Consider the following 20561-nt stretch of genomic DNA (forward strand, 5'->3'; position numbering starts at 1 on the left):
CAGTAGCTTCCGAACACGGGCCTACCGAACTGTCCGAAGCTGGGACAGCTGGCGGTGGCGGTTGTCACAAAAATGACTTCTCAGTGACCTGAACCACAGAAAGGTATGAGATGTCGACTACGGCTTCTGCGCCCACGGAAACTTCGGCAACGGAATCGCTCGAACTGGATGCGCTGATCATCGGCGCGGGGGTTGCCGGTCTGTACCAGCTGCACCAGCTCCGCGAACAGGGTCTGCGAGTGCGGGCCTACGACACCGCCGGCGACGTCGGCGGCACGTGGTACTGGAACCGCTATCCCGGTGCGCGCTTCGATTCCGAGGCGTACATCTACCAGTACCTGTTCTCGGAAGAGCTGTACAAGAACTGGAGTTGGAGCCAGCGTTTCCCCGGCCAACCGGAGATCGAGCGCTGGATGCATTACGTCGCAGACACCCTCGACCTTCGCCGCGACATCCAACTGTCCACCATGATCACCAGTGCGCACTACGACGAGCGGGCCGACAAGTGGATCGTGCGGACCGATCGCGGCGAGACGATCACCACCCGGTTCCTGGTCACCTGCAGCGGAATGCTCTCGGCTCCGATGTCGTACGTGTTCGAGGGCCAGGAAGAATTCAGCGGGCCGATCTTCCACACCTCCCGCTGGCCGAAAGAGGGCGCCGATCTCGACGGCAAACGTGTCGCCGTCATCGGCGTCGGTGCCACCGGCATCCAGGTGATCCAGACCGTGGCCGACAAGGTCGAACATCTGAAGGTCTTCATCCGCACACCTCAGTACGCCCTCCCGATGAAGAACCCCACCTTCGACGAGTCGGACGTGGCGGCGTACAAGAGCCGGTTCGCCGAGCTGAAAGAAACATTGCCGAATACGTTCAGCGGCTTCGAGTACGACTTCGAGCACGTGTGGGCGGATCTGACACCGGAGCAGCGCAACGATGTACTCGAGGAGATCTACGAGAACGGCTCGTTGAAGCTGTGGCTCGCCTCGTTCGGTGAGATGTTCTACGACGAGGAGATCAGCGAAGAGATCTCGGAGTTCGTTCGACGCAAGATGCGCGCACGGCTCCAGGATCCCCGCCTGTGCGACCTGCTCATCCCCACCGACTACGGCTTCGGAACACATCGTGTGCCGTTGGAAACGAACTACCTCGAGACCTATCACCGGCCGAACGTCGAGGCCATCGGAGTCCGCGACAACCCGATCACCCGGATCGTGCCCCAGGGCTTGGTCCTGGCCGACGGAACGCTGCACGAGGTCGACGTCATCGTCATGGCCACGGGCTTCGACGCCGGCACCGGATCTTTGACGCGGATCGACATCCGCGGGCGCGGCGGCCGGGCACTGAAGGACGACTGGAATCGCGACATCCGCACGACCATGGGCTTGATGGTGCACGGCTACCCCAACATGCTCACGACCGGTGCCCCTCTGGCGCCTTCCGCGGCACTGTGCAATATGACCACCTGCCTGCAGCAACAGACCGAGTGGATCGCCGAATGCATCCGGTACATGCGGGCGCACGACCACACCGTCATCGAGCCGACGCTGGCCGGTGAAGACGAGTGGGTCGCCCATCACGACGAGACCGCGAACGCCACGCTGGTCTCGAAAACCGACTCTTGGTACAACGGCGCCAACGTCCCCGGCAAGCCTCGGCGAGTGTTGTCCTACATCGGCGGAGTCGGCACCTATCGGGAGAAGACCCTCGCCGCAGCGGCCGCCGGGTACAAGGGTTTTCAACTGAGCTGATCCGACATCCACTTCATCGGCCCAAAGGAGGACGACAATGATCGAGAACCCGTACTACACAAACGAATTTCATGGCGATTACGAACTGATCGGCATCGGACAACTCGACTTGGAGGAAGGCGGTTCCATCCCCGACTGCCAGCTGGCGGTGGCAACCTTCGGCGTATTGAACGAGGCCAAGGACAACGCGATCCTCATCCCGACGTGGTATTCGGGTACACACCAGATCTGGCGGGATGTCTACATCGGCCCCGACCACGCGCTCAACCCGGAGAAATACTTCATCGTCTGCATCGACCAGATCGGCAGCGGGCTGTCGGTCTCCCCACATAATGCCGCCGGCGCCAACGCCGGTATTGCGATGTCGAAGTTCCCGCACGTCCGCATCGGCGACAACGTGGTCGCGCAGGAGCGACTGCTGCGTGAGCACTTCGGCATCGAACGCCTCGCCCTGGTGACCGGCGGGTCGATGGGCGCCCAGCAGACCTACGAGTGGGCGGTGCGCTTCCCCGACAAGGTGCTGCGCGCCGCGCCGATTGCGGGCACAGCACAGAACACGCCGGGCGACTTCCTCATCGCCGAGGCGATGCGCGAAGCGATCCAGTCGAGTCCGGGCTGGAACGGCGGGGAATACACCTCCAACGAACAGGTCGTCGACGGGCTCATCCGGCAGGCCCACATCTGGGCCATCGTCGGATTCTCCACCGAGTTCTGGAAGCATGAGGTGTGGCGGGCGATGGAGTTCGACTCCAAGGAGGCGTTCCTGAGCGGATTCCTCGAGCCCTACTTCACTGCGATGGACCCCAACGCGCTCCTCACGCAGTCGTGGGCGTGGCAGCGCGGTGACGTCGCCCGCCATACCGGCGGTGACCTGGCGGCAGCACTCGGCCGCATCACCGCCAAGACCTTCGTCATGCCCATCGACGAGGATCAACTGTTCCCGGTCCGGGACTGTGTCCCGGAGCAGGAATTGATCAAGAACAGCGAACTGCGGGTCGTCGAGGACACCCTTGGTCACTTGGGTCTGTTCGGTGTTTCACCGACCTACATGCCCCAGATCGACCGGCACCTCGGGGACCTCCTCGACATCGAGGTCTGAAGCCGGGCCGGGCGCGGCGTCGAGCTTGATCGACACAGCCAGCTCATCCGCCGCGAACCACCCGGTCGCCCGAGTCCAATAATCCTGCTGTCTGACAACCCTTTCGGAGAAAATCGATGCATCATCTGATCGTCTGTTACGGCCACCCGGACGAACCCGCGTCCTTCGACCAGTACTACAGCACCACCCATCGCCCACTGGCCGACAAGATCCCCGGTGTTCGCACCTGGCACGCCGGCAAGGTCAGCGCCCTCGACCAGTCGCAGGCGCCCTACCACCTCGTTGCCGTCTTGAGCTTCGACTCCCGGCAGGCACTCGACGACGGACTCGCCTCACCCGAAGGGCAGGCCGCCGCCGCCGACATCGGAAACTTCGCCACCGGCGGAGCCACCCTGTTCGTCACCGACGACTTCATCCCCTCCGCCTGACCTGAGGCCGCGCACATCCCGGACCGTGAACGCCCCGCGGTCCGGGATGCGCCGTTCGGTGGCTCCGCCAACCACCCGTCACACGCAATGTCCGCTCTCTGGCGGGTCATTTCCGAATACGGAGCGAAAGCCCTGTTCACCGCCCCTACCGCGCTGCGCGCGGTCAGAAAGGTGGATCCCGAGGCGGCCAAGGTGGCGCACTACGATCTGTCGAAGTTCCGGTCGTTGTTCCTGGCCGGTGAGCGGCTGGACCCGGAGACCTACCGGTGGGCGCAGGCCAAGTTGGGTGTACCGGTGGTCGACCACTGGTGGCAGACCGAGACCGGATGGCCGATCGCGGCGAACCTGCGCGGGTTGGAACCGATGCCGATCAAGGCCGGTTCGCCGTCGGTGCCGGTGCCCGGGTACGACGTGCGGATTCTGGACGAGGACGGCAGCGAGATGGGGCCCGGTCAGGAAGGCGCGGTCTGCCTGAAGCTGCCGATGCCGCCGGGCACCTTGCCCACCCTGTGGGGCGCCGACGAACGGTATGTCGCGTCCTACCTGACGCGGTTCCCTGGCTACTACCTCACCGGTGACGGCGGATACCTCGATGAGGACGGCTACCTGTTCGTGATGGGACGTACCGACGACGTGATCAACGTCGCTGGGCACCGGCTCTCCCCTGGGTTGATGAAGGCGGTGCTGGCGGCGCACCCGGCGGTGGCCGAGTGCGCGGTGATCGGCGTGGCCGACCGGTTGAAGGGTCAACTGCCGCGCGGGTTCGTGGTGCTCAAAGATGGAATCGACATCGATCACGACACGCTGCAGGGCGAGTTGATCGCCGCGATGCGTCGAGACATCGGCGCCGTGGCAGCCTTCCGGCAGGTGACCATCGTGGAGGCACTGCCGAAAACGCGGTCGGGCAAGATCCTCCGCAAGTCGATGCGGGCCATCGCCGACGGCCACGACGAGCCGGTCCCCTCACCATCGAGGACCCTGCGGTGCTCGACGCGCTGAGACCGGCGCTCCGCGGCGAATAGCTCGGCGCTGCGAATCCGCAGTGCCGGCATCCGCCCGGACGGTCGGTCGCGGGTCGACGCAGGTTTCCGATGTCCTATTCTGGGACACTCAGGGAAAGTGACCTGCGACACAGTAGTGGGGTGCGTCGGAGACACCAGGACGGAGATTTGATGGACAGCGACCCTAGGCGGCGGCGAGTGACTACCGATCGTCGCCCCGCTTCATCCCTGTCCGCAACGGACGAGGTCTCCAGCTTCATCGCCCAGTCGTGGCAGCGATCTCGTCAGGCGGGCGTGGTGCCGGACGGTTCGAGCCCTCCTCGTCTCCAGTTCGTCGAAGACCTCGACCTGCGTCGCCGGCTGGTGCAATGCGCCTCACCGATCCTCGATCGCCTGCACGACGACCTGTCCGGAATGTCACTCAGCGTCGCGCTGACCGACGAGCATGCCCAAGTCATGTTGCGGCGCGACAATGATCCTGTCCTTGCCGCCAAGCTCGACAGCGTCTATTTCGCGCCAGGGTTCAACTACTCCGAGAAACTCATCGGCACCAATGGCGTCGGCACCGCCCTCGAGACCGGCATGGCCGTCTACGTCGACGGCCGCGAGCACTTTCACGAGGCAATCCACGATTTCACCTGCGCCGGCGCGCCCATCCACAATCCGATCCTCGGACGTGTCGAAGGATTGATCGATATCAGCGGTCTCGCCCGAGAGGCGAACCCGCTGATGCGTCAACTCGCGCTCGGGGCTGCACGGGACGTCGAGTCGGCACTGCGTTCGACAGGATCGGCGAAACAACAGCTCGTGCTGGGAGAGTTCCTCGCAGCCTGTCGACGTCGACAGGTCGCTGTGTACTCACTGAGCTGCGGCGTCTTCATGTCGAACACCATCGGTTCTCGCCTGCTCGATCCGATCGACGAGGCGTTCCTCCGCGAGGAAGCACATTCGCTGCTCGGCCCCTCGCGGATCACCCAGCTCGCCCTTCACCTCCCCTCGGGCGGCACCATCACGGTCAAGCGCAACATCATCGAGGATGGTGCCGAGGTCGCGGGAGTGATCCTCGAAGTCGAACGGCCGCCGCACACCAGGTCCTCGACCACGCACCACCGCAGCCTTCCTGCGCTGCCCGGATCGACCGGATCCTCACCGCAATGGACCCGGTGCAGCAGGGAGCTGATCTCCCTGGCATCCACCGATGCCAACACGATCCTGCGGGGAGAAGGTGGAAGCGGCCGGCTCACCCTTGCGCGCGGGGCACATCTGTACAAGAACCCACAAGCTCCGATTGCCGTCGTGGACTGTCACCCCGTGGAATCCGTCGAGGAACGCCTGAGAAACGCGCTGGATTCCGCCGCCACCACCGTCGTTCTCCGCGATATCGACGTGCTCGACGCCCGCCTGGACCAGGCCGTCTCCGATGTGGTGTCCGCCGATCAGCGCGGCTATCCGGCGCGGTGGATCATTGCCACCTCGTCCACCGATGGAGATCGGCTCCTTCACTCCGCCCTTGCTCGCAACTTCACCACGACAATCGATGTCCCCGCGTTGCGACACCATCCCGACGACATTCCGGCAATCATTCGAATGTGCTTGGGGCAGCTCGCACCTCACCGCGACGCCGACATCCCCGACGACGTGTTACGGGTGCTGAAGAAATACCACTGGCCGGGAAACATCGCCGAGTTGGTGGACACGCTCAAGCACGCTCTGCACGCCAAGCCGGCGGGGGTGATCACCGCAGTCGATCTGCCACCCGCACTCAGTTCGGCGCCTCGGCGGACGATGACGGCGATGGAGAGCGCCGAACGTGATGCCATCGTGGTGGCGCTCCGTGAATGTGGCGGCAATCGCGTGGCGGCGGCGAAATCGCTGGGGATCGCCCGGTCGTCGCTCTATCGAAAGATCGACACATTCGGCATTCAGGTGTGATCCCCTTGGCGGGTCACACCATGAGGTAAGCCACCATGTCCGAATCCCCTTTTGATGCCAGGTCGAGCCGCACAGGTTCCACTGCGCCGGAGGCCGTCTCTTTGCCAGCACGAGTCGGCGAAAGCCGAAGTTCCAACACCTCCGGACCTCATTACTGGCTGGACTGTTCGACGCGTGAGTACCAGCGCCTCCGCAATTGCAGACGACTCGCAGCGGCCCGCGCCAAGGACGTCACCGACCCACGGGTGAAGTTGATCCAACTGGCACAGACATTGTGCCATACGGGGGCATTCCTGCCGAGCAGATCTTCATCACCTACGGGATTTCCCGAGGGCAGTCCAATGAACGACTCCGACATGCCCTGATAACGCTGAATGGCACTGTCACGTTGATTGAAAAGTATAGCGGCACAGTTGGTTTTTGAGATGATGCTATGGACCACCCTCGAGTTGTTCGCTTTTCAGACGGCAACGTCGATCGCGGTGACTTCCCGCCAGACCGCGAAGCGGTCGGCCATCTCGGTACGCCATTCGGGCGCCGAGAGCCGGTGCCGGCCCGGCCGGAAGTGCGGTGAGATCGAACTGAACGCGGACAGGAACCGTTGCGCGTGCCCGGGTGATGTGAACCGTTTCATCGCCCGCTCGCGCTGCCGGGTCGGTTGGTGCGAGTTCTCGGCTCGATTGTTCAGATACTTCGAGCGGCGATGCTCGACCGAGCCCAGCAACTCGCGGTGCGCGACGGTGTAGCTGGCCAGTTTGTCGGTGACAGTACCCGCGGCACATACTCCAGGCCTTTTGAGCAGGCGACGGAAGAACTTCTTGGCCGCAACGACCCCGCGTGGGTGGACGAGTTCGCCGAGCGCTGGGGCAACGCGTGGAACGCCCACGACCCCACACAGGTCCTCGAGCTGCTCACCGACGACATCGTCTACGACGACTCCGCTTGGCCCAAGACCATGCGCGGCAAAGCCGACGTACGCGAATTCCTCGACCACGGCTGGCGCGCGTTCCCCGACCTGACCTTCGAATTAATCGCCGGCCCACATATCGCGGGTGACGGCCCCCGCGCCGCCTACTGGTGGAAGGCGACCGCCACCCACCAGGGCCCGCTCGACCCACCTGGCATCCCCGCCACCGGCAAACACATCGATTTCGACGGCGTCGACATCCACGAATACCGCGACGGCAAAATCGCCACACTCCGGATCATCGTCAACATGAACGACATCGCCATACAGCTGGGCCTGGTCCCCGAACCCGGAAGCACCGCAGAAAAGATCATGGTCGGCATGCACAAACTCAGATCCCGCTTCACCCGCTCCTGAGCCGCGGCACATCCCCTCAGTCCGGGACGTGTCATCTTCCCCGGGCAGAGCGTGCCACCACGACCGCAATTCTTGCCGAAACGCTTATCCAGCGGGCCGCGGGCACCACACGTCCGAGTCATTCACAACAGACGGAGTGATCGCATGACCGACCTCAACCAACCGACAGCAGCCGCCGTGCGCGAGCAACTGGGCACCCAGGCCGACGTGCAGCTGCACCTCACCAACGCCGCCGCGGTGCTCCGGGACATGATCGTGTGAGCACCCCCGCCGACCTAGACGTAGCGAAGCGACACGAAATCGCGCCCTCCTGAGCGCCCGTGACGGACTGCTTGTGATGCGCCCAGGTGTTCACCGCCTGCACCATTCAGAACGCCGTCCCCCGCCACGTGCTGGCCCGGCGGTCGCGCCGGTGCAGGACGCCGTCAGAGACGCAGGCTCAGCTTATTGTCGACATATGCTGCTCGGCTACGCGCGGGTTTCCGGGACGGACGGGAACCCCGACCATCAGGTCGCTGCGCTGCGGCGCGCCGGGGTGGCCACCGAGAACATCCACATCGATCACGCCGGCGGGGCCAAAGCCTCACGGCCGCAGTTGGATCGGGTGCTGCAGCGCTTGCGCGAGGGCGACACCCTGGTGATCACCCGGCTGGATCGACTCGGTCGCTCGGTGCCGCATCTGATCACCCTCGGGGCCGAGCTCCGCGAACGGGGGGTCGGCTTGACGGTCCTCGAGCAGGGCATCGACACCGCAACGGCCGAGGGTCGTGCCATGTTCGGGATGTGATTTCCTCCATGACGGGTGGTGTGGGGGCACGCGCGAGCTGCCTGGGGACGGGGCTGGTGAGCGGTGGGGAATGGATCTCCTCGGTGGACCTCGAGAATGCGCTCGTGCTTCATCCTGCTGTCTCGGAGGCCGCCGTCATCGCCATACCGGACGACACATGGCAGGAACGCCCCCTCGCGTGGCTCCGGCTGGACGCCGACGTGACCGACGAGGAGCTCCGGTCGTTCCTGGCGACGACGCTCCCCCGGTTCTGGCTGCCCGATCGCTTCGTGAGAGTCGATGAGATCCCCAAGACTGCGGTGGGCAAGATCGACAAAGCCGACATCAGACGACAACATCGGGAAAACACAGGTCGGCCCACCTCGGCAGACCCGGCGAGCACAGTCTCCGATGGTCGCGACCACAACGTTGCAGTCATCCCCACCGGGTCCGGGACAGTGGGCGGACTGTAGCAAAACGGGACACTGCCACAGATGTGAGCCAGGTTACATTGCGAGGGGGATCAGCTCAGAAAATCCCCTGACCAGTGATGTAAGGTGGCTATGAGTATCGACAAGGCGAGCCGCGAGCCATGGAACGAACGTGAACGATTCTGGACATCAGCGCCATCACGAGAGAGCCAGGCGTTGAGCACCCTCCGACCCGAGATCGAGGCGTCGTGGCGGCGGTGTGAAGTTATCGGCGTCTCGTCCGGCGATGGCGACCTTCCCTACACGCCGGACGTCGATCGCGACAGCCGGTTGAGGAGAGCCGCCGATCCCGTGATCGACAACCTCGTCCTGCACCTGCAGGACGCCCCCGCGACCATCCTGCTGGCCGATTCCGCCGCTCAGATCGTCGACCGCAGGGCGGGCGACGCAGGGTTGCGAGCGCGTTTGGACCGCGCCTACGTCGCACCCGGTTTCCGCTATGCCGAGGAGGACACCGGCACCAACGGGATCGGCACCGCGTTGGAGGAGCGACGACCGTTCCAAGTCAGCGGTGGTGAGCACTTCCGTGAGGCGCTGCAGAGCCTGGCGTGCGTCGGCGTCCCTATCATCCATCCGATCACCCGCACCGTGGAGGGCATACTCGACATCACCTCCAACCTGTCGGACTCCAACGCGCTGATGGGCGCCCTGGCGCAATCAGCCGTTCGCGAGATTCAGTCGCGCCTCTACGCCGAGTCCTCCGATCGCGAGCAACTGCTTCTCCAGTCCTTCCTGCAGGCCTCTCGACGCGGCTCCTCTGCAGTGGTGTCCTTGAATCAGGATGTCATCATGACCACTCCGATGGCCGCGCAGATCATCGACACGTCCGACCAGGCGCTCTTGTGGGATTGGGCATGCCGAATGCTGGCCGGCCGCGACGAATACATCGGGGAAGTCAGACTCGCCGACAACGTCACGGTTTCCGCAACTGCACGTAGAGTCGGAGACTCCCGAACGCCGGCGGGCATCATCATCGAGATGCGGCCACATCCCCGCGATACGAAGAAGTCGTACGCCCGTCAATTGGCGTCGGCCTCCTCCGTCGAAAGACGCACGGAGACTGTCAAGATCCCCGGCCGCAGTTTGTCGACGAAACGACTGCAGACCGAGCTCGAGCGGCTCGCCGCGATCGACGCACCTGTGCTCGTCACCGGAGAACCCGGCGCCGGCAAGTTCTTCGCCGCGAGCGCCCTCCACCGGATGCAGGATGCCGACGGCCATTTCACCGTGTTCGACGCTGGTACCGCCTCCATCGACCCCGACGCGTGGATTGCCGGACTGGTCAATTGGAACAAGGTCGACGGAGCCCTCATCATCCGGCATCTCGATCTCCTGCCGGAACAACTGGTCTCCAACGTCTGCGCGGTCCTCAGCGAGGCCGTCGACCATCGCGCCCACATCATTGCCACCGCCGGCGAAGGGATCCGCCAAGGCCCCGCCGGACGACTGTGCGATCACTTCATGCGCCGCATCGAGATCGATCCACTGCGACATCGGTCCGAAGATATCGCCGACATCAGTGTCGCCCTACTACGTAAGCACTCCCCGGACCGCAACGGCCTGCGACTGCAACCCACTGCTTTGCAACTGCTGCTCGCGCGGGACTGGCCGGGAAATGTCAGAGAGCTCGAATCGGTTCTGGCGTCCTCGCTCCTGCGGTCGATGGGCTCCGACATCGGAGTGCAGCATCTGCCCGACGGATACCGCGACGGTGATCTACGCCGCCGAAACGCCTCGACCTCACTCGAATTGGCGGAGCGCGACGCGTTGCTCAGGGCACTCGTCGAGACCGAGGGCAACAAACTACTGGCTGCGCAACGCCTGGGGGTAGCTCGCTCCACCCTCTACCGCAAAATGCGCGCCCTAGGAATCGACGGAAGCCGGTTCCTTCCGCAGTAGTGCCAGTCGACGACGGGACCGTGCCGATCGAGACAGAGCGTCAGTCACCGGCTCGCGCCCAGGCCTCGAGCATGCGCCGGGCAATCGAGACTGCGCCGGGCAACAACACGTGCGCAGCCGCCGAGCTCGTCCAATCCCCGGCAGCCAGAGCCTCCCGTACCTCCGCGCGGGTGCACCAGAGAGCGTCGCCGATCTCGCCGTCCCTGAAGACGAGCTCGTCGCGAGGGTCGGCGGTGGCATGGAATCCGAGCATGAGGGAGCGTGGGAAGGGCCAGGGCTGACTTCCGACGTAGACCACGTCGGAGACGACGAGACCGACCTCCTCCGCAACTTCCCGTGCCACACAGCTTTCCAGAGACTCGCCCGCCTCGACGAAGCCCGCCAGCGTCGAGAAGTTCCGTGCCGGCCAGTTCGCCTGACGCGCCAGCAGTACTCGGTCTGCCCCGTCGTGCACCAGACAAATGACCGCGGGATCGGTACGCGGATATTCCTCCCGGCCGCACGCCGTGCACACGCGCATCCAACCACCCGAGGTGATCGTTGTCGGCGCTCCATCCCGCGCGCAGAAATGGGCGTCGTCCTGCCACGTCAGCAATGCCAACGCTGTGACATACCGGTCGGCGTCAGCAGCATCGAGGAATGCTCCGTGTGAGCGCAGGTCACCGACCTCGACCTCGGTTCCCGCAGAGGACTTGTCAGCGAGGAACTCGTCCCGCACCGCCCACTCGTGCACCGTGCCACAGACGCCGAGGAGCACGGCGCGCGCGGGAGGCTCGGAGTAGAGGTCGGCGGCCGGTTCCAGCATCAGTTGTCTGTCGACGAGCCGGACCTGACCGCGACCGTTCACGCGAAGCATTCGGGCATCCGGCCACGCCTCCACCCACCCAGCCGCGTCGTCCCGCACCGAGACGGGACGGCTCAGGGCACCACGTGACGGGGCCTGCCCGGTGTGTTCGACACTCACCACTGGATCACAACTTTCGGAAACGAGCGACACTGTCGACCGGACCGTCGTTCGACGAACGACGGTCCGGTCGCGCCTATCGCGAGGCGAATTCGATCTGAACGGACGAATACGATTCGGCCATCACCGAAATGAATTCCTGGACGAGGCGCACATGATCGGGATGTGCCAGGTATGTGCGAAAGTCGGGGACGTCTTCGAAGGTCGCGGAGATTGCGTAGTCACCACTGCCGGGCTTGAGGGCCAGATCCCTTCCGTAACGGTATTCCACGACCTCCGGAATCTTCTCCGAGACCGCGCTCAGAGCTTCATGAAAGGACTGAATGTGCTCGTCACTGACGTCCTGCTTCCATTTGAACGTCACAACGTGATTCAACATGGTGAGAATCCTCCCTGGATTCGTGATTCGAACGTGGCATAGTCGGAACCGGTTGCGTTCCCGGCCGGATCAGTACAGAGATTGCTCCGACAACGCCACCGTCTCCGGAGCGTTCTCCACCATGGGGTAGTGCCCGGCTTTGCCCCGAATGGTCTTCAGGTTCCCGTTCTTCAACGCCGCCAACGTGTCCCCGAGGTACTCGGCAGTGACGAACGGGTCGCTCTCACCCACGATCAGGGTGGTAGGCCCTTCGTAGATGCCAATCCGGTCGAGGAAGTCGGGACTCGTCCAGTTCTTCAGGTAGGACTCCCACGTTGCCTGATCCATCGTCGAGCGGTTGCGGTCGACGAGGTTCTTCAGATCTGTCTCGTCGATGTATGGTGCCAGCGCGCCACGGATGGCTGCACCCGGGTCGGCCCAGGCCCCGGCAAAGGAACCGTAGGTCGCCTCGTCGAGAGGGGTACCTGCCGGGGAGACGGGCGTCAGTGCGACGACCGAGGTCACGCGTTCAGGTGCGAGGGTCGCCACCCGAAGCGCTGTGGTGCCCCCCATCGAATGTCCGAGAACGGAAAAGGTCGACCATCCGAGCTGATCGGCGGCGTCGAGGGCGACCGCGGCCATCCCGTCGATTCCGTCGGCCGGTGGCTCGGGACGGTTGACCCCGTATCCCGGAAAGTCGAGGTACGCGTAGGTGAAGCGGGACTGATCCGTCCGGGCGCGGGCGGTGAGCCATACGCTGCTGTCCAGCGCCCAGCCGTGCAACACCAGGATCCGATGGTCACCGCTTCCTTCGATCGCTGCAATCGCGTTCACTGGCGTTCCTCTCTGTCGGCGACGCTGAAATTCCAGCCGTCTGTTGATCACTCCGAATGAAACTAGAACCGCAGGGCGTCGGCGTGTCCGATTGTGAAACACACGCCCGTGACACCCGGGGGCGCAGGTGCGTGTGTGATTTTCGGACACTCCCCGCGCCGAACGCACCCATAGGGTGGCTCCACCTGCCGGCTGAACAGACCTGCCCACGACATGAAGGAGAACACCATGGCACTCGATCCTGCGGTCAAGAATTTGATAGACACCCTGCACGAGCAGGGACTGAAGTCGTTCGAGCAGATGAGCATTGCTGAAGCCCGTGAGGTCGTCGAGTCCTTCAGCGGCCTCCAGGCACCGAAGGCGGACGTCGCTCGTATCGTCGACACGGTCTACCCCGGCCCCGGTGGCGACCAGGCAGTGCGTCTCTACATCCCGGAGTCCGAAACACCTCTGCCGATCGTGGTGTACATCCACGGCGGCGGCTGGGTCGCCGGCAGCCTCGACGTCACCGAGCAGCCATGTCGCGCGCTCGCCGCCGACGCGAAAGTCATCGTGGCTGCACTGAGTTACCGGCTGGCTCCCGAGCACAAGTTTCCTGCCGCACCCGACGATGCGTTCGCGGCACTGAACTGGGTCGTCGAGCACGCAGCCGACTTCGGTGGCGACGACACGCGCGTAGCCGTCATGGGTGACAGCGCCGGAGGCAACCTGGCCGCGGTCACAGCCCTCCGGGCACGCGACACCGGCACCCCGGCACTGCGCGCTCAGGTATTGATCTATCCGGTCATCGACGGCACGGCACGATTCCCGTCGCGCGAGGAGAACGCCGAGGGGTACCTGATCACCACGGCAGCCATCGACTGGTTCTGGGAGCAGTACCTGGCCACCCCGGAAGACGCCGAGAATCCGTACGCCTCCCCGGCCAAGGCCGCGGATCTGTCGGGGCTTCCCTCCACCCTGCTGTTGCTCAACGAATACGAGGTCACTCGGGACGAGGGCGTGGACTACGGCCGGAGGCTGGCCGACCAGGGCGTCCCCGTGCAGGTCGAACTGTATGAAGGCCTTGTCCATGCCGTGTACTGGATGACCGGCGCCATTCCGCGCAGCGCCGAACTGCACGGCGCCGTCGTCGAATTCCTCGGCAAGCAGTTCGCCGACTGACCACGGTGTCCCGGATCGGCTGCATTACGGTCGTACGCCGCGATCGGACCAACTCCGGGCACCCTGCTCCAAGAGGGCGACCAACCTGTCGCGCTCCTTCGTGATCACGGTATGAGGTGCGATGACACCGACGGCGGCGACGGTCTTGCCGTTCTCGAGAACCGCGACCGAGACACCGTCGCCGTCGGTCGACTCGTTAGGGGAGGCGCAGATTCCGGTCTGTTCGATCTCCGGTAGGGCAGCGAAGAACCGCTCGACAGTGTCGCGATCCTCGTCGGGCAGAGTTTGGATGTACGCCCAGAGGTCGCGCTTCTCCATCCCGGCAAGCAGTATCCAGCCGCCGGAGGTACGGATGAGCGATCGCCTCACGTAATTCTCAGCGAGGTACGCGAACCGCGGGTCGGAAGAGCAGTAGTCGACGTAGAAAATGTTCGGACCGACGGCGATCGACAGCACGGTCGTCAAGCCGGAACTCGCGTGGACGTCTTCGAGGTCGGCGTGCGTGACCGTCGAGACTGGCTGCCGTCCGGCGAGGCGGTTGAGTAGATACGGGGCACTGCCGAGCGAGTACCGTCGCTCGTGCTCCTCGAGATAACCCGTCGCAACGAGACCGTTGACGAGACCTTGCGTCGAACTAATCGGCGCGTCCAGCTCTTTGGCCATCCCACTCAAGGTGAGTCCGGTGCGGGATCGGGCCACGAGCTCGAGAATCGCAGCAATGCGGTCCACGGTCCGATGGCGACTGCGGCCTCGAACATTGAGGGCGTCATCTGATTGCAACACATAAATTTACGTATATAAGCAATCCGAAGCTTGCGCCGAGAGGGAAGAGGCGCGACAAACCTGGCGGGATCGAGGAGGTGGGCGGCACAGATGGTCGATCTCGCCGCCCGATCCTGGAGTCGATGGCAGGCGGGCACCGAATATCCCTGTCCAACACTAGGACTAACTCAAGCCGTCACTGAGTTCCACACTGATTTTCCGGTGAATGGTCGAATCACACTCCACGGCATAGACGAGCGATCTCGCCGGCACACCCGCGCTCCACTCACGACCTACGTAACATACTCATGCGACAGCCGTGGGCCAATCTGTCTTTCCCGCAAAGACTTTGAAACCCAGCTTTCGTCAGCAGGCATGACCGTCGCCCCGGTCCCGACGTCATTTGTTGAGCGAGAAGGGTACGGGGTTGGCAGCTGTGACTGTGGCTGGAACTACAGAACAAGTCGAGAGCGTTGGTAGAGTCACATCTTTCGCGCCGCACAGATGCGCGGCGAACAAAGCTGTGCCAGTGAGAATCCCCTGCATGGGGAAAGACGGAACTTTACTGCCACGGCTTGACTTCTGTTCAAAGTTTTCCACCGATCCGGAGCTGGGTGCTCGACATCGTCGGCCTGTACTGGCATCCACCGACAACGAAATCGTGCTGTGCGTGGACGAAGAAGTCGCAGATTCGGGCCCTGGGCCGGACCGCGCCGATGCTGTCGATGCGGATCGGCTCGCCCGGGCAGCGCACCCACGACTACACCCGACACGGCACCTCCACCCTGGGGGGGTACCTCGCTGGACGGAGTCCTCGGGGGAGTCGCCGCCCTGGACATCGCCACCGGCAGGGTCACCGGGCTGCGCAAACCGCGACATCGCCATCGGGAGTTCCTTCTCTTCCTCAAACACCCCGCCCGCGCCTACCCGGAGCGGGAGCTGCATCTAGTGATGGACAACTACGCCACCCACAAGAAGGCCGAAGTCTGGGCGTGGCTGGCCGAAAATTCTCGTATCATGTGCATTTCGCGCCCACCTCGGCATCGTGGATGAACCTGGTGGAGGTGTGGTCGGAATAATCGAACGGCAGGCCATCCACCGCGGACCTGCGGCTCCGTCAAGGAGCTGACCACCAAGTCCGCGCCTTCATCAACGGATGGAACACCCGCTGCGCGCCGTTCGTCTGGACCCACACCGCCGACCAAGCACATACCAAGGCAAACCGTAAAGATACTTCAACAACGAGCCACCAGGGACTGAGCGTGCCGCATTGGCGTTAGACGCCGACGAGAGGGCCTATGACTGGATTCCATTGGTAAATGTGCTGCTCTACGACCACACCCTGCTTGACGTAAGGATCCTCCGCAAGCAGAGAACGCAAGTTGTCTTCGCTGACCGCTTGGAAGACCAGTAGGGCTCCGGCGCCGTCGGCCCAGGCGCCGGCCTCCTGCAGCACGCCTCGGGCAGCGGCATCCTTGACGAAAGTCAGGTGTTCGGCATGCGCAGCCTCTTTGACCGAGGCATCGGTGGTATACGACCAGATCACAGCGAACAAGGCCATGGTTACTCCTCAAGCGGGGGAAAGGACATGAAACGGCTCCGAACATGCACATCGAGTGCGCACCTGAGAGCGCGTCTGAGAACTCCGGGATAGGTCACGCCGTGCGGGCGAGTCGGCGTGACATGGTGGCGATCATGGCGATGTAGACCATCGCTTCGTGATGGTCGGGCCGCGTCTCGTAGTCACGGACACAGCGCCGGTGTTTACAGATCCAGGCGAAGGTTCGCTCGACTACCCAACGCCGGGGAAGAACCTTGAACCCTTTAACATCGTCGGTGCGCTTGACGACCTGAACCGTCAGGGACACAACCCGTTTCGACCAGTCTATCAGCCGTCCGGCATAGCCGCCGTCCGCCCACACCAGGCTGATCGTCGAGAATCGGGCACGCAACGCGGCCAGCAGCCGGATGGCACCGTCGCGGTCCTGAATCCCGGCCATGGTTACCACGACCGCCAGTAGCAGCCCGTTGGTGTCGACCGCGATATGACGTTTGCGGCCGTTGATTTTCTTGCCCGCGTCGTATCCTCGGCTCGACCGGGCCACCGTGTCGGCGCCCTGCACCGACTGGGAGTCGACGATCGCCGCGGACGGCAGCGGGTGTCGACCGCCCTGGACCCGCGCCCGATCACGTAGCGCGAGCGGCGGCCATTGGCGAGTCGGGAGGAGATCGCTGAGTTCGAGACCGACGTGCTGTCCGGGTTCGTGCTCGCTCGAGCGGCTGCCGGCTTGGCGGACAGCACGATTCGCGCCGACGTGGCCAACCTGGAACAGGTGCGGGCATGGCTCGGACGCCCCTTGTGGGAGATGGGGCCTACTGATGCGGACGGGTACTTCGGCAAGGTGTTGCGGCAGTCGGCGAAGAACACGCGATTGGCCCGCGCGCAGGCACTCAAGACATACTTCTGTTTCCTGGAATTGCGTCACAAGGTTGAGATCCACGCCCTGGCCGCATCGCTGAGTGCCCGATCGACGAAATCAACCCCCTCGCGGTCAACAACGGGCATCGTTGCGGATTCCGCCCAGCGCAGAGCAGGTTCATCGGTTGTTCGCGGGCTGGCGGCAGGATCTGGTCAGCTGCCGAAAGTTCGCACCGACAGCACGCAACTTCGCCGCCGCTCGGTTGATGGCTGACGTAGGGATCCGCATCAACAAGACCCGCAGCCTCGACTTGGCCAACATCAAGTGGGATCTCGGCCGTTTCGGCAAACTCCATGTCCGCAAAGGGAAAGGGTCCCGAGGTAGCGGGCCACGAGAGCGGATGGTGCCACTCATCAACGATGCCGGGCGCACCCTGTGCTGGTATGTCGAGGACGTCTGGGGACATTTCGGTGATAATCACGATCGGCCCAGTGCGCCGTTGTTTCCGTCCGAACGCAAGAACACCGACAGCTCGGCTGCCCGGATCAGCAGCGAGACGCTCCGCGCCGCCTTGGCGGAGGCAGCGGTCAGGCACTTGCCGGACTGGCCGGACAGGCTCACCCCTCACGTGCTGCGACACTTCTGTGCCAGCCAGCTCTACCTGGGCGGCATGGATCTGGTCGCGATCCAACAGGCCCTCGGTCACGTCTGGATCGCAACCACAATGCAGTACGTCCACGTGCACCGCACCCATATCGAAGACGCGTGGATCGCCGGCCAACAGCGTGCCGAGCGACGCCTGGAAGGACTGCTGTCATGAAGTGGAACCTGCGGCTGGCCGCCGCGAACCGCGGAATCTGGAAGGCCAGCGAGCTGCAGCGCATGCTCGCTGACCACGGGCTGGCCATCAGTGCCGGGAAAATGTCGGGCATGTGGTCGACCGACTCGTTGGCCAGCATCAAACTCGCCGACCTTGACGTCATCTGCACCGTGCTCGGCTGCGAGGTCGGTGAACTACTCATTCCCGAGCCCGACAAGGTCACTCGCACAGTCGATCACGAACATGAGGGTCCGCTCGTTGCGGCCTCATCCGGCGGGCCCGCGGTGGTCCCCAAACGCAGGGACGGTCGCTCGCTGCCGCCAGTCTGATGGGCGGGATCTCACCGGGCAAGCCGGCGTCCAGCTGCTTCGAGTGCTTCGCCTGGGGTGTGCTGCCCGGCTACTGTTGCCGAGCCTGCTACACCTTCCGCAACCTGCATCCATCGGGCCGCTGCACGGCCTGCCGGAGAACAGTCCCGATCAAGGAAGGTTACTGCCGCTTATGCCGGCTGCAGGCACTCACCGATGCCAAAGCCGCCGGGAAAACTGCAGTCTCCGAACCGTTTCTGCGTGCGGTGCGCTACCAGCAGCTGTTCTTCGCCCGTATGCATCGCGACCATTACCGTATCCCCGGACGAGAACGATTAGGCAAGCGCGGAACGCGGGGTCTGCGCCCCACACTCATGGGTGCCGAGCTTCGAGATCCAATACGGGCCGGGGCCCAACTCCAACTTCCGCTCGATATTCGCCGCGACTACACCCGTTTCGATCGCCGGAGGGACGCGGATCTGGCCAACCCCACCCTCATTCGCGGCCGCCGCGTCGTCCAGGATGTCGATGAGGCCCGCGGGTGGTCGCACGCACTCATCGCCGGCGTCGACCAGGCGCTGGTCGTCGTGCTGTCCGGTCATACCGGTGATGAGAAGATCCGCTACTCCGAGCTGATTTCCGCGGTCCGTCATCGCGGTCGGGTCGCGGATATCCTCAAGGAACTCGAGCTGCTCGACGACGACCGAGTGCTGGCGTTCGACACGTGGTTGGAGCGCAAACTCGACGGCATCACCCCCGGCATCCGGCGCGACGTCGAGGACTGGATCCGCACACTCCACGACGGCGGGCCACGAACGCGTCCCCGCGACCCGAACACCGTGTGGGGCTACCTCAACAGGATCCGACCAATCCTGCTCGGCTGGTCGCATTACTACGACCATCTACGGGAAGTCACCCGTAACGACATCCTCGCAATCGCGAATACCTTGCAGGGCAACAAACGTCGACACACGCTCAGCGTCCTGCGGTCCCTCTTCAGGCACTGCCGGAAGAACGGCATCATCTTCCGCGACCCGACCACGCGCATCCGTGTTGGACCGAACAACTACCGCGCCATACTGCCATTGGACGACAACGAAATCGCCGAGGCCACCGACGCGGCGATCACACCAGCGACCCGCCTCGCCGTCGCCCTGGCCGCCATCCACGCTGCCCGCACCAAGGACGTCGGCGAGTTGCTGCTCGACGACATCGACCTCGGTGACCGTCGGCTGACCATCGCCGGCCGATCCCGACCCTTGGACGACCTCACCTACCGAGCGCTGACGGACTGGCTGAGCTACCGACGCACCCACTGGCCCAACACAGCCAACCCCCACCTGTTGGTCAACCGCGTGACCGCAGTGCGCACGTGCCCGGTCGGATCTGGAAGTGCGGGCGGTCGATTGAGTGTGACAGTGGCAGAGTGTGGATCACCCGGGCATTCTGGGGGCTTACCGCCACCCTCGATCGTCTGCACGTCGATCGTCAACTCGAAGAATCACTCACACACGGCCCGGACCCACTGCACCTCACCGCGGTGTTCGGATTCAATCCGGGCACCGCGATCCGCTATGCCGCCGCGGCCCGGCACCTACTCGAGAGCCCCGCAGAACACCACGATCTCCACAGTTGACCGCGAACCCACGCACTATCATCGGTTCCCGAGCCCGACCTGTCCTCAAGTTCGCGCCGAATTCCTTCAGTTTGGCTGAACTCCAGGCTTTCGGAAGTCCCATACCGATGTCGCCTTCGCAGCGCGAAGTCATCGATACCGAGCACCGTCACCACGCCGGTTGGAGGGTCTGGCAACGCTCGGACCAGCCGCAACAGAGTAGAACTCCGACCGAAACTCCCAGCGCAGACGCCAACCTCGATCCAGCTCGTCCAGCCAACGCCAGCTCGATCTTCTCGAGGATTCCGCGCAGCAGCGGAGTAGTTGTGCATAAGCCTTGGTCAGTCCGTCGATCTGCTCGACAAATGTGCGTCGGTCACAGCCGCTGTTCGAGCACAGAAACCGACGTACCTGCAAGACAACGTAACTCGATCGGCCAGCTATAGCCGTATCGGCGAGCATGCGTTCGTACCGACTATGCACTCGTTTCGAGGAAACACCACAGATAGCGTCCCATGGAGTGGTGTACTTCGGATCGGTGAACCATCAGGTTCGTGATCAACGAGTCGTGTTGTAGGTTATGCGGTTTCGAGTTCGGGTGTCAAAGATTCAGTCGTTGCTTCGTGGG

20 protein-coding genes and 2 pseudogenes are annotated in these 20561 nt (G+C 63.8%); 14 read left to right on the plus strand and 8 right to left on the minus strand.

Annotated elements, in window-relative coordinates; all coding sequences use genetic code 11:
- The first annotated feature begins 110 nt into the window (after nt 1-110).
- From ATN37_RS22270 to ATN37_RS22290, 5 genes and pseudogenes are all read left to right on the plus strand, one after another.
- The gene (locus ATN37_RS22270; RefSeq protein WP_058037492.1) at nt 111-1751 is read left to right on the plus strand and encodes an NAD(P)/FAD-dependent oxidoreductase; all 1641 of its coding nucleotides are present in this window, start codon (nt 111-113) and stop codon (nt 1749-1751) included.
- Nucleotides 1752-1788: 37 nt separating this feature from the next.
- Entirely contained in the window at nt 1789-2850 is a 1062-nt protein-coding gene (locus ATN37_RS22275; RefSeq protein WP_011600043.1) for an alpha/beta fold hydrolase, read from the plus strand.
- 116 nt (nt 2851-2966) lie between these two features.
- On the plus strand, nt 2967-3278 hold the full coding sequence (locus tag ATN37_RS22280; protein ID WP_005564687.1) for an EthD family reductase: 312 nt from the start codon (nt 2967-2969) through the stop codon (nt 3276-3278).
- Nucleotides 3279-3371: 93 nt separating this feature from the next.
- Nucleotides 3372-4300 (plus strand): annotated as a pseudogene (locus ATN37_RS22285) (AMP-binding protein); the annotation flags it as partial.
- Between the two features lie 177 nt (nt 4301-4477).
- Complete coding sequence (locus tag ATN37_RS22290; RefSeq protein WP_253741217.1) at nt 4478-6211, plus strand: sigma-54-dependent Fis family transcriptional regulator; 1734 nt, start codon at nt 4478-4480, stop codon at nt 6209-6211.
- Between the two features lie 460 nt (nt 6212-6671).
- Here the strand turns inward: ATN37_RS22290 and ATN37_RS22295 are convergent, their stop codons facing one another.
- A complete protein-coding gene (locus tag ATN37_RS22295) occupies nt 6672-7013 on the minus strand; it encodes a DDE-type integrase/transposase/recombinase (RefSeq protein WP_374103522.1) in 342 nt (113 codons plus the stop codon).
- Between ATN37_RS22295 and ATN37_RS22300 the strand changes: the two genes are divergently transcribed.
- The 4 genes and pseudogenes from ATN37_RS22300 to ATN37_RS22315 all read left to right on the plus strand — a co-directional run bounded on the left by ATN37_RS22300 (nt 6915) and on the right by ATN37_RS22315 (nt 10691).
- Nucleotides 6915-7535 (plus strand): ester cyclase, encoded by a 621-nt coding sequence (locus tag ATN37_RS22300; protein ID WP_374103521.1) that lies wholly within the window; start codon nt 6915-6917, stop codon nt 7533-7535. The two genes, ATN37_RS22295 and ATN37_RS22300, sit on opposite strands and share 99 nt — an antisense overlap.
- A gap of 457 nt (nt 7536-7992) precedes the next feature.
- On the plus strand, nt 7993-8322 hold the full coding sequence (locus ATN37_RS22305) for a recombinase family protein (RefSeq protein ID WP_253741219.1): 330 nt from the start codon (nt 7993-7995) through the stop codon (nt 8320-8322).
- Between the two features lie 59 nt (nt 8323-8381).
- Nucleotides 8382-8774, plus strand: a pseudogene (locus tag ATN37_RS22310) (acyl-CoA synthetase); the annotation flags it as partial.
- Between the two features lie 90 nt (nt 8775-8864).
- Nucleotides 8865-10691, plus strand: a complete 1827-nt coding sequence (locus tag ATN37_RS22315) for a sigma-54-dependent Fis family transcriptional regulator (RefSeq protein WP_253741221.1) — start codon at nt 8865-8867, stop codon at nt 10689-10691.
- Nucleotides 10692-10731: 40 nt separating this feature from the next.
- Here ATN37_RS22315 and nudC read toward each other — a convergent pair whose 3' ends face one another.
- The 3 genes from nudC to ATN37_RS22330 all read right to left on the minus strand — a co-directional run bounded on the left by nudC (nt 10732) and on the right by ATN37_RS22330 (nt 12847).
- Nucleotides 10732-11658, minus strand: coding sequence for an NAD(+) diphosphatase (gene nudC, locus ATN37_RS22320; RefSeq protein WP_058037496.1), 927 nt, complete (start codon nt 11656-11658; stop codon nt 10732-10734).
- A 73-nt stretch (nt 11659-11731) separates the two neighbouring features.
- Nucleotides 11732-12034, minus strand: a complete 303-nt coding sequence (locus ATN37_RS22325) for a Dabb family protein (RefSeq protein WP_058037497.1) — start codon at nt 12032-12034, stop codon at nt 11732-11734.
- 69 nt (nt 12035-12103) lie between these two features.
- Nucleotides 12104-12847: an alpha/beta fold hydrolase gene (locus ATN37_RS22330; RefSeq protein ID WP_058037498.1), complete on the minus strand. Its 744-nt coding sequence runs from the start codon at nt 12845-12847 to the stop codon at nt 12104-12106.
- Between the two features lie 228 nt (nt 12848-13075).
- Between ATN37_RS22330 and ATN37_RS22335 the strand changes: the two genes are divergently transcribed.
- Nucleotides 13076-14008, plus strand: coding sequence for an alpha/beta hydrolase (locus ATN37_RS22335; RefSeq protein ID WP_058037508.1), 933 nt, complete (start codon nt 13076-13078; stop codon nt 14006-14008).
- Nucleotides 14009-14032: 24 nt separating this feature from the next.
- On the opposite strand, the gene ATN37_RS22340 is transcribed toward ATN37_RS22335, so the two are convergent.
- From ATN37_RS22340 to ATN37_RS22350, 3 genes are all read right to left on the minus strand, one after another.
- The gene (locus ATN37_RS22340) at nt 14033-14788 is read right to left on the minus strand and encodes an IclR family transcriptional regulator (protein WP_058037509.1); all 756 of its coding nucleotides are present in this window, start codon (nt 14786-14788) and stop codon (nt 14033-14035) included.
- A 1258-nt stretch (nt 14789-16046) separates the two neighbouring features.
- A complete protein-coding gene (locus tag ATN37_RS22345; RefSeq protein WP_058037499.1) occupies nt 16047-16331 on the minus strand; it encodes a YciI family protein in 285 nt (94 codons plus the stop codon).
- A 94-nt stretch (nt 16332-16425) separates the two neighbouring features.
- Nucleotides 16426-17151, minus strand: a complete 726-nt coding sequence (locus ATN37_RS22350) for an IS5 family transposase (RefSeq protein ID WP_374103523.1) — start codon at nt 17149-17151, stop codon at nt 16426-16428.
- On the opposite strand from ATN37_RS22350, the gene ATN37_RS32945 reads away from it, so the two are divergent.
- From ATN37_RS32945 to ATN37_RS22365, 4 genes are all read left to right on the plus strand, one after another.
- Nucleotides 17035-17463 carry a hypothetical protein gene (locus ATN37_RS32945; RefSeq protein ID WP_374103524.1) on the plus strand — a complete coding sequence of 143 codons (429 nt, stop codon included), beginning with the start codon at nt 17035-17037 and terminating at the stop codon, nt 17461-17463. The genes ATN37_RS22350 and ATN37_RS32945 overlap by 117 nt on opposite strands.
- Nucleotides 17456-18010, plus strand: coding sequence for a site-specific integrase (locus ATN37_RS32950; protein WP_306300761.1), 555 nt, complete (start codon nt 17456-17458; stop codon nt 18008-18010). The genes ATN37_RS32945 and ATN37_RS32950 overlap by 8 nt, the downstream gene beginning before the upstream one ends.
- Nucleotides 18007-18339, plus strand: a complete 333-nt coding sequence (locus ATN37_RS22360) for a helix-turn-helix transcriptional regulator (RefSeq protein ID WP_058037500.1) — start codon at nt 18007-18009, stop codon at nt 18337-18339. The genes ATN37_RS32950 and ATN37_RS22360 overlap by 4 nt, the downstream gene beginning before the upstream one ends.
- A 245-nt stretch (nt 18340-18584) precedes the next feature.
- Nucleotides 18585-20033, plus strand: coding sequence for a hypothetical protein (locus ATN37_RS22365; protein WP_058037501.1), 1449 nt, complete (start codon nt 18585-18587; stop codon nt 20031-20033).
- Nucleotides 20034-20083: 50 nt separating this feature from the next.
- Here the strand turns inward: ATN37_RS22365 and ATN37_RS33230 are convergent, their stop codons facing one another.
- A complete protein-coding gene (locus tag ATN37_RS33230; RefSeq protein ID WP_322943162.1) occupies nt 20084-20395 on the minus strand; it encodes a hypothetical protein in 312 nt (103 codons plus the stop codon).
- Nucleotides 20396-20561 lie beyond the last annotated feature (166 nt).

It is taken from the genome of Rhodococcus sp. MH15 (genome assembly GCF_019266045.1).
Classification (GTDB): Bacteria; Actinomycetota; Actinomycetes; order Mycobacteriales; family Mycobacteriaceae; genus Rhodococcus_F; species Rhodococcus_F qingshengii.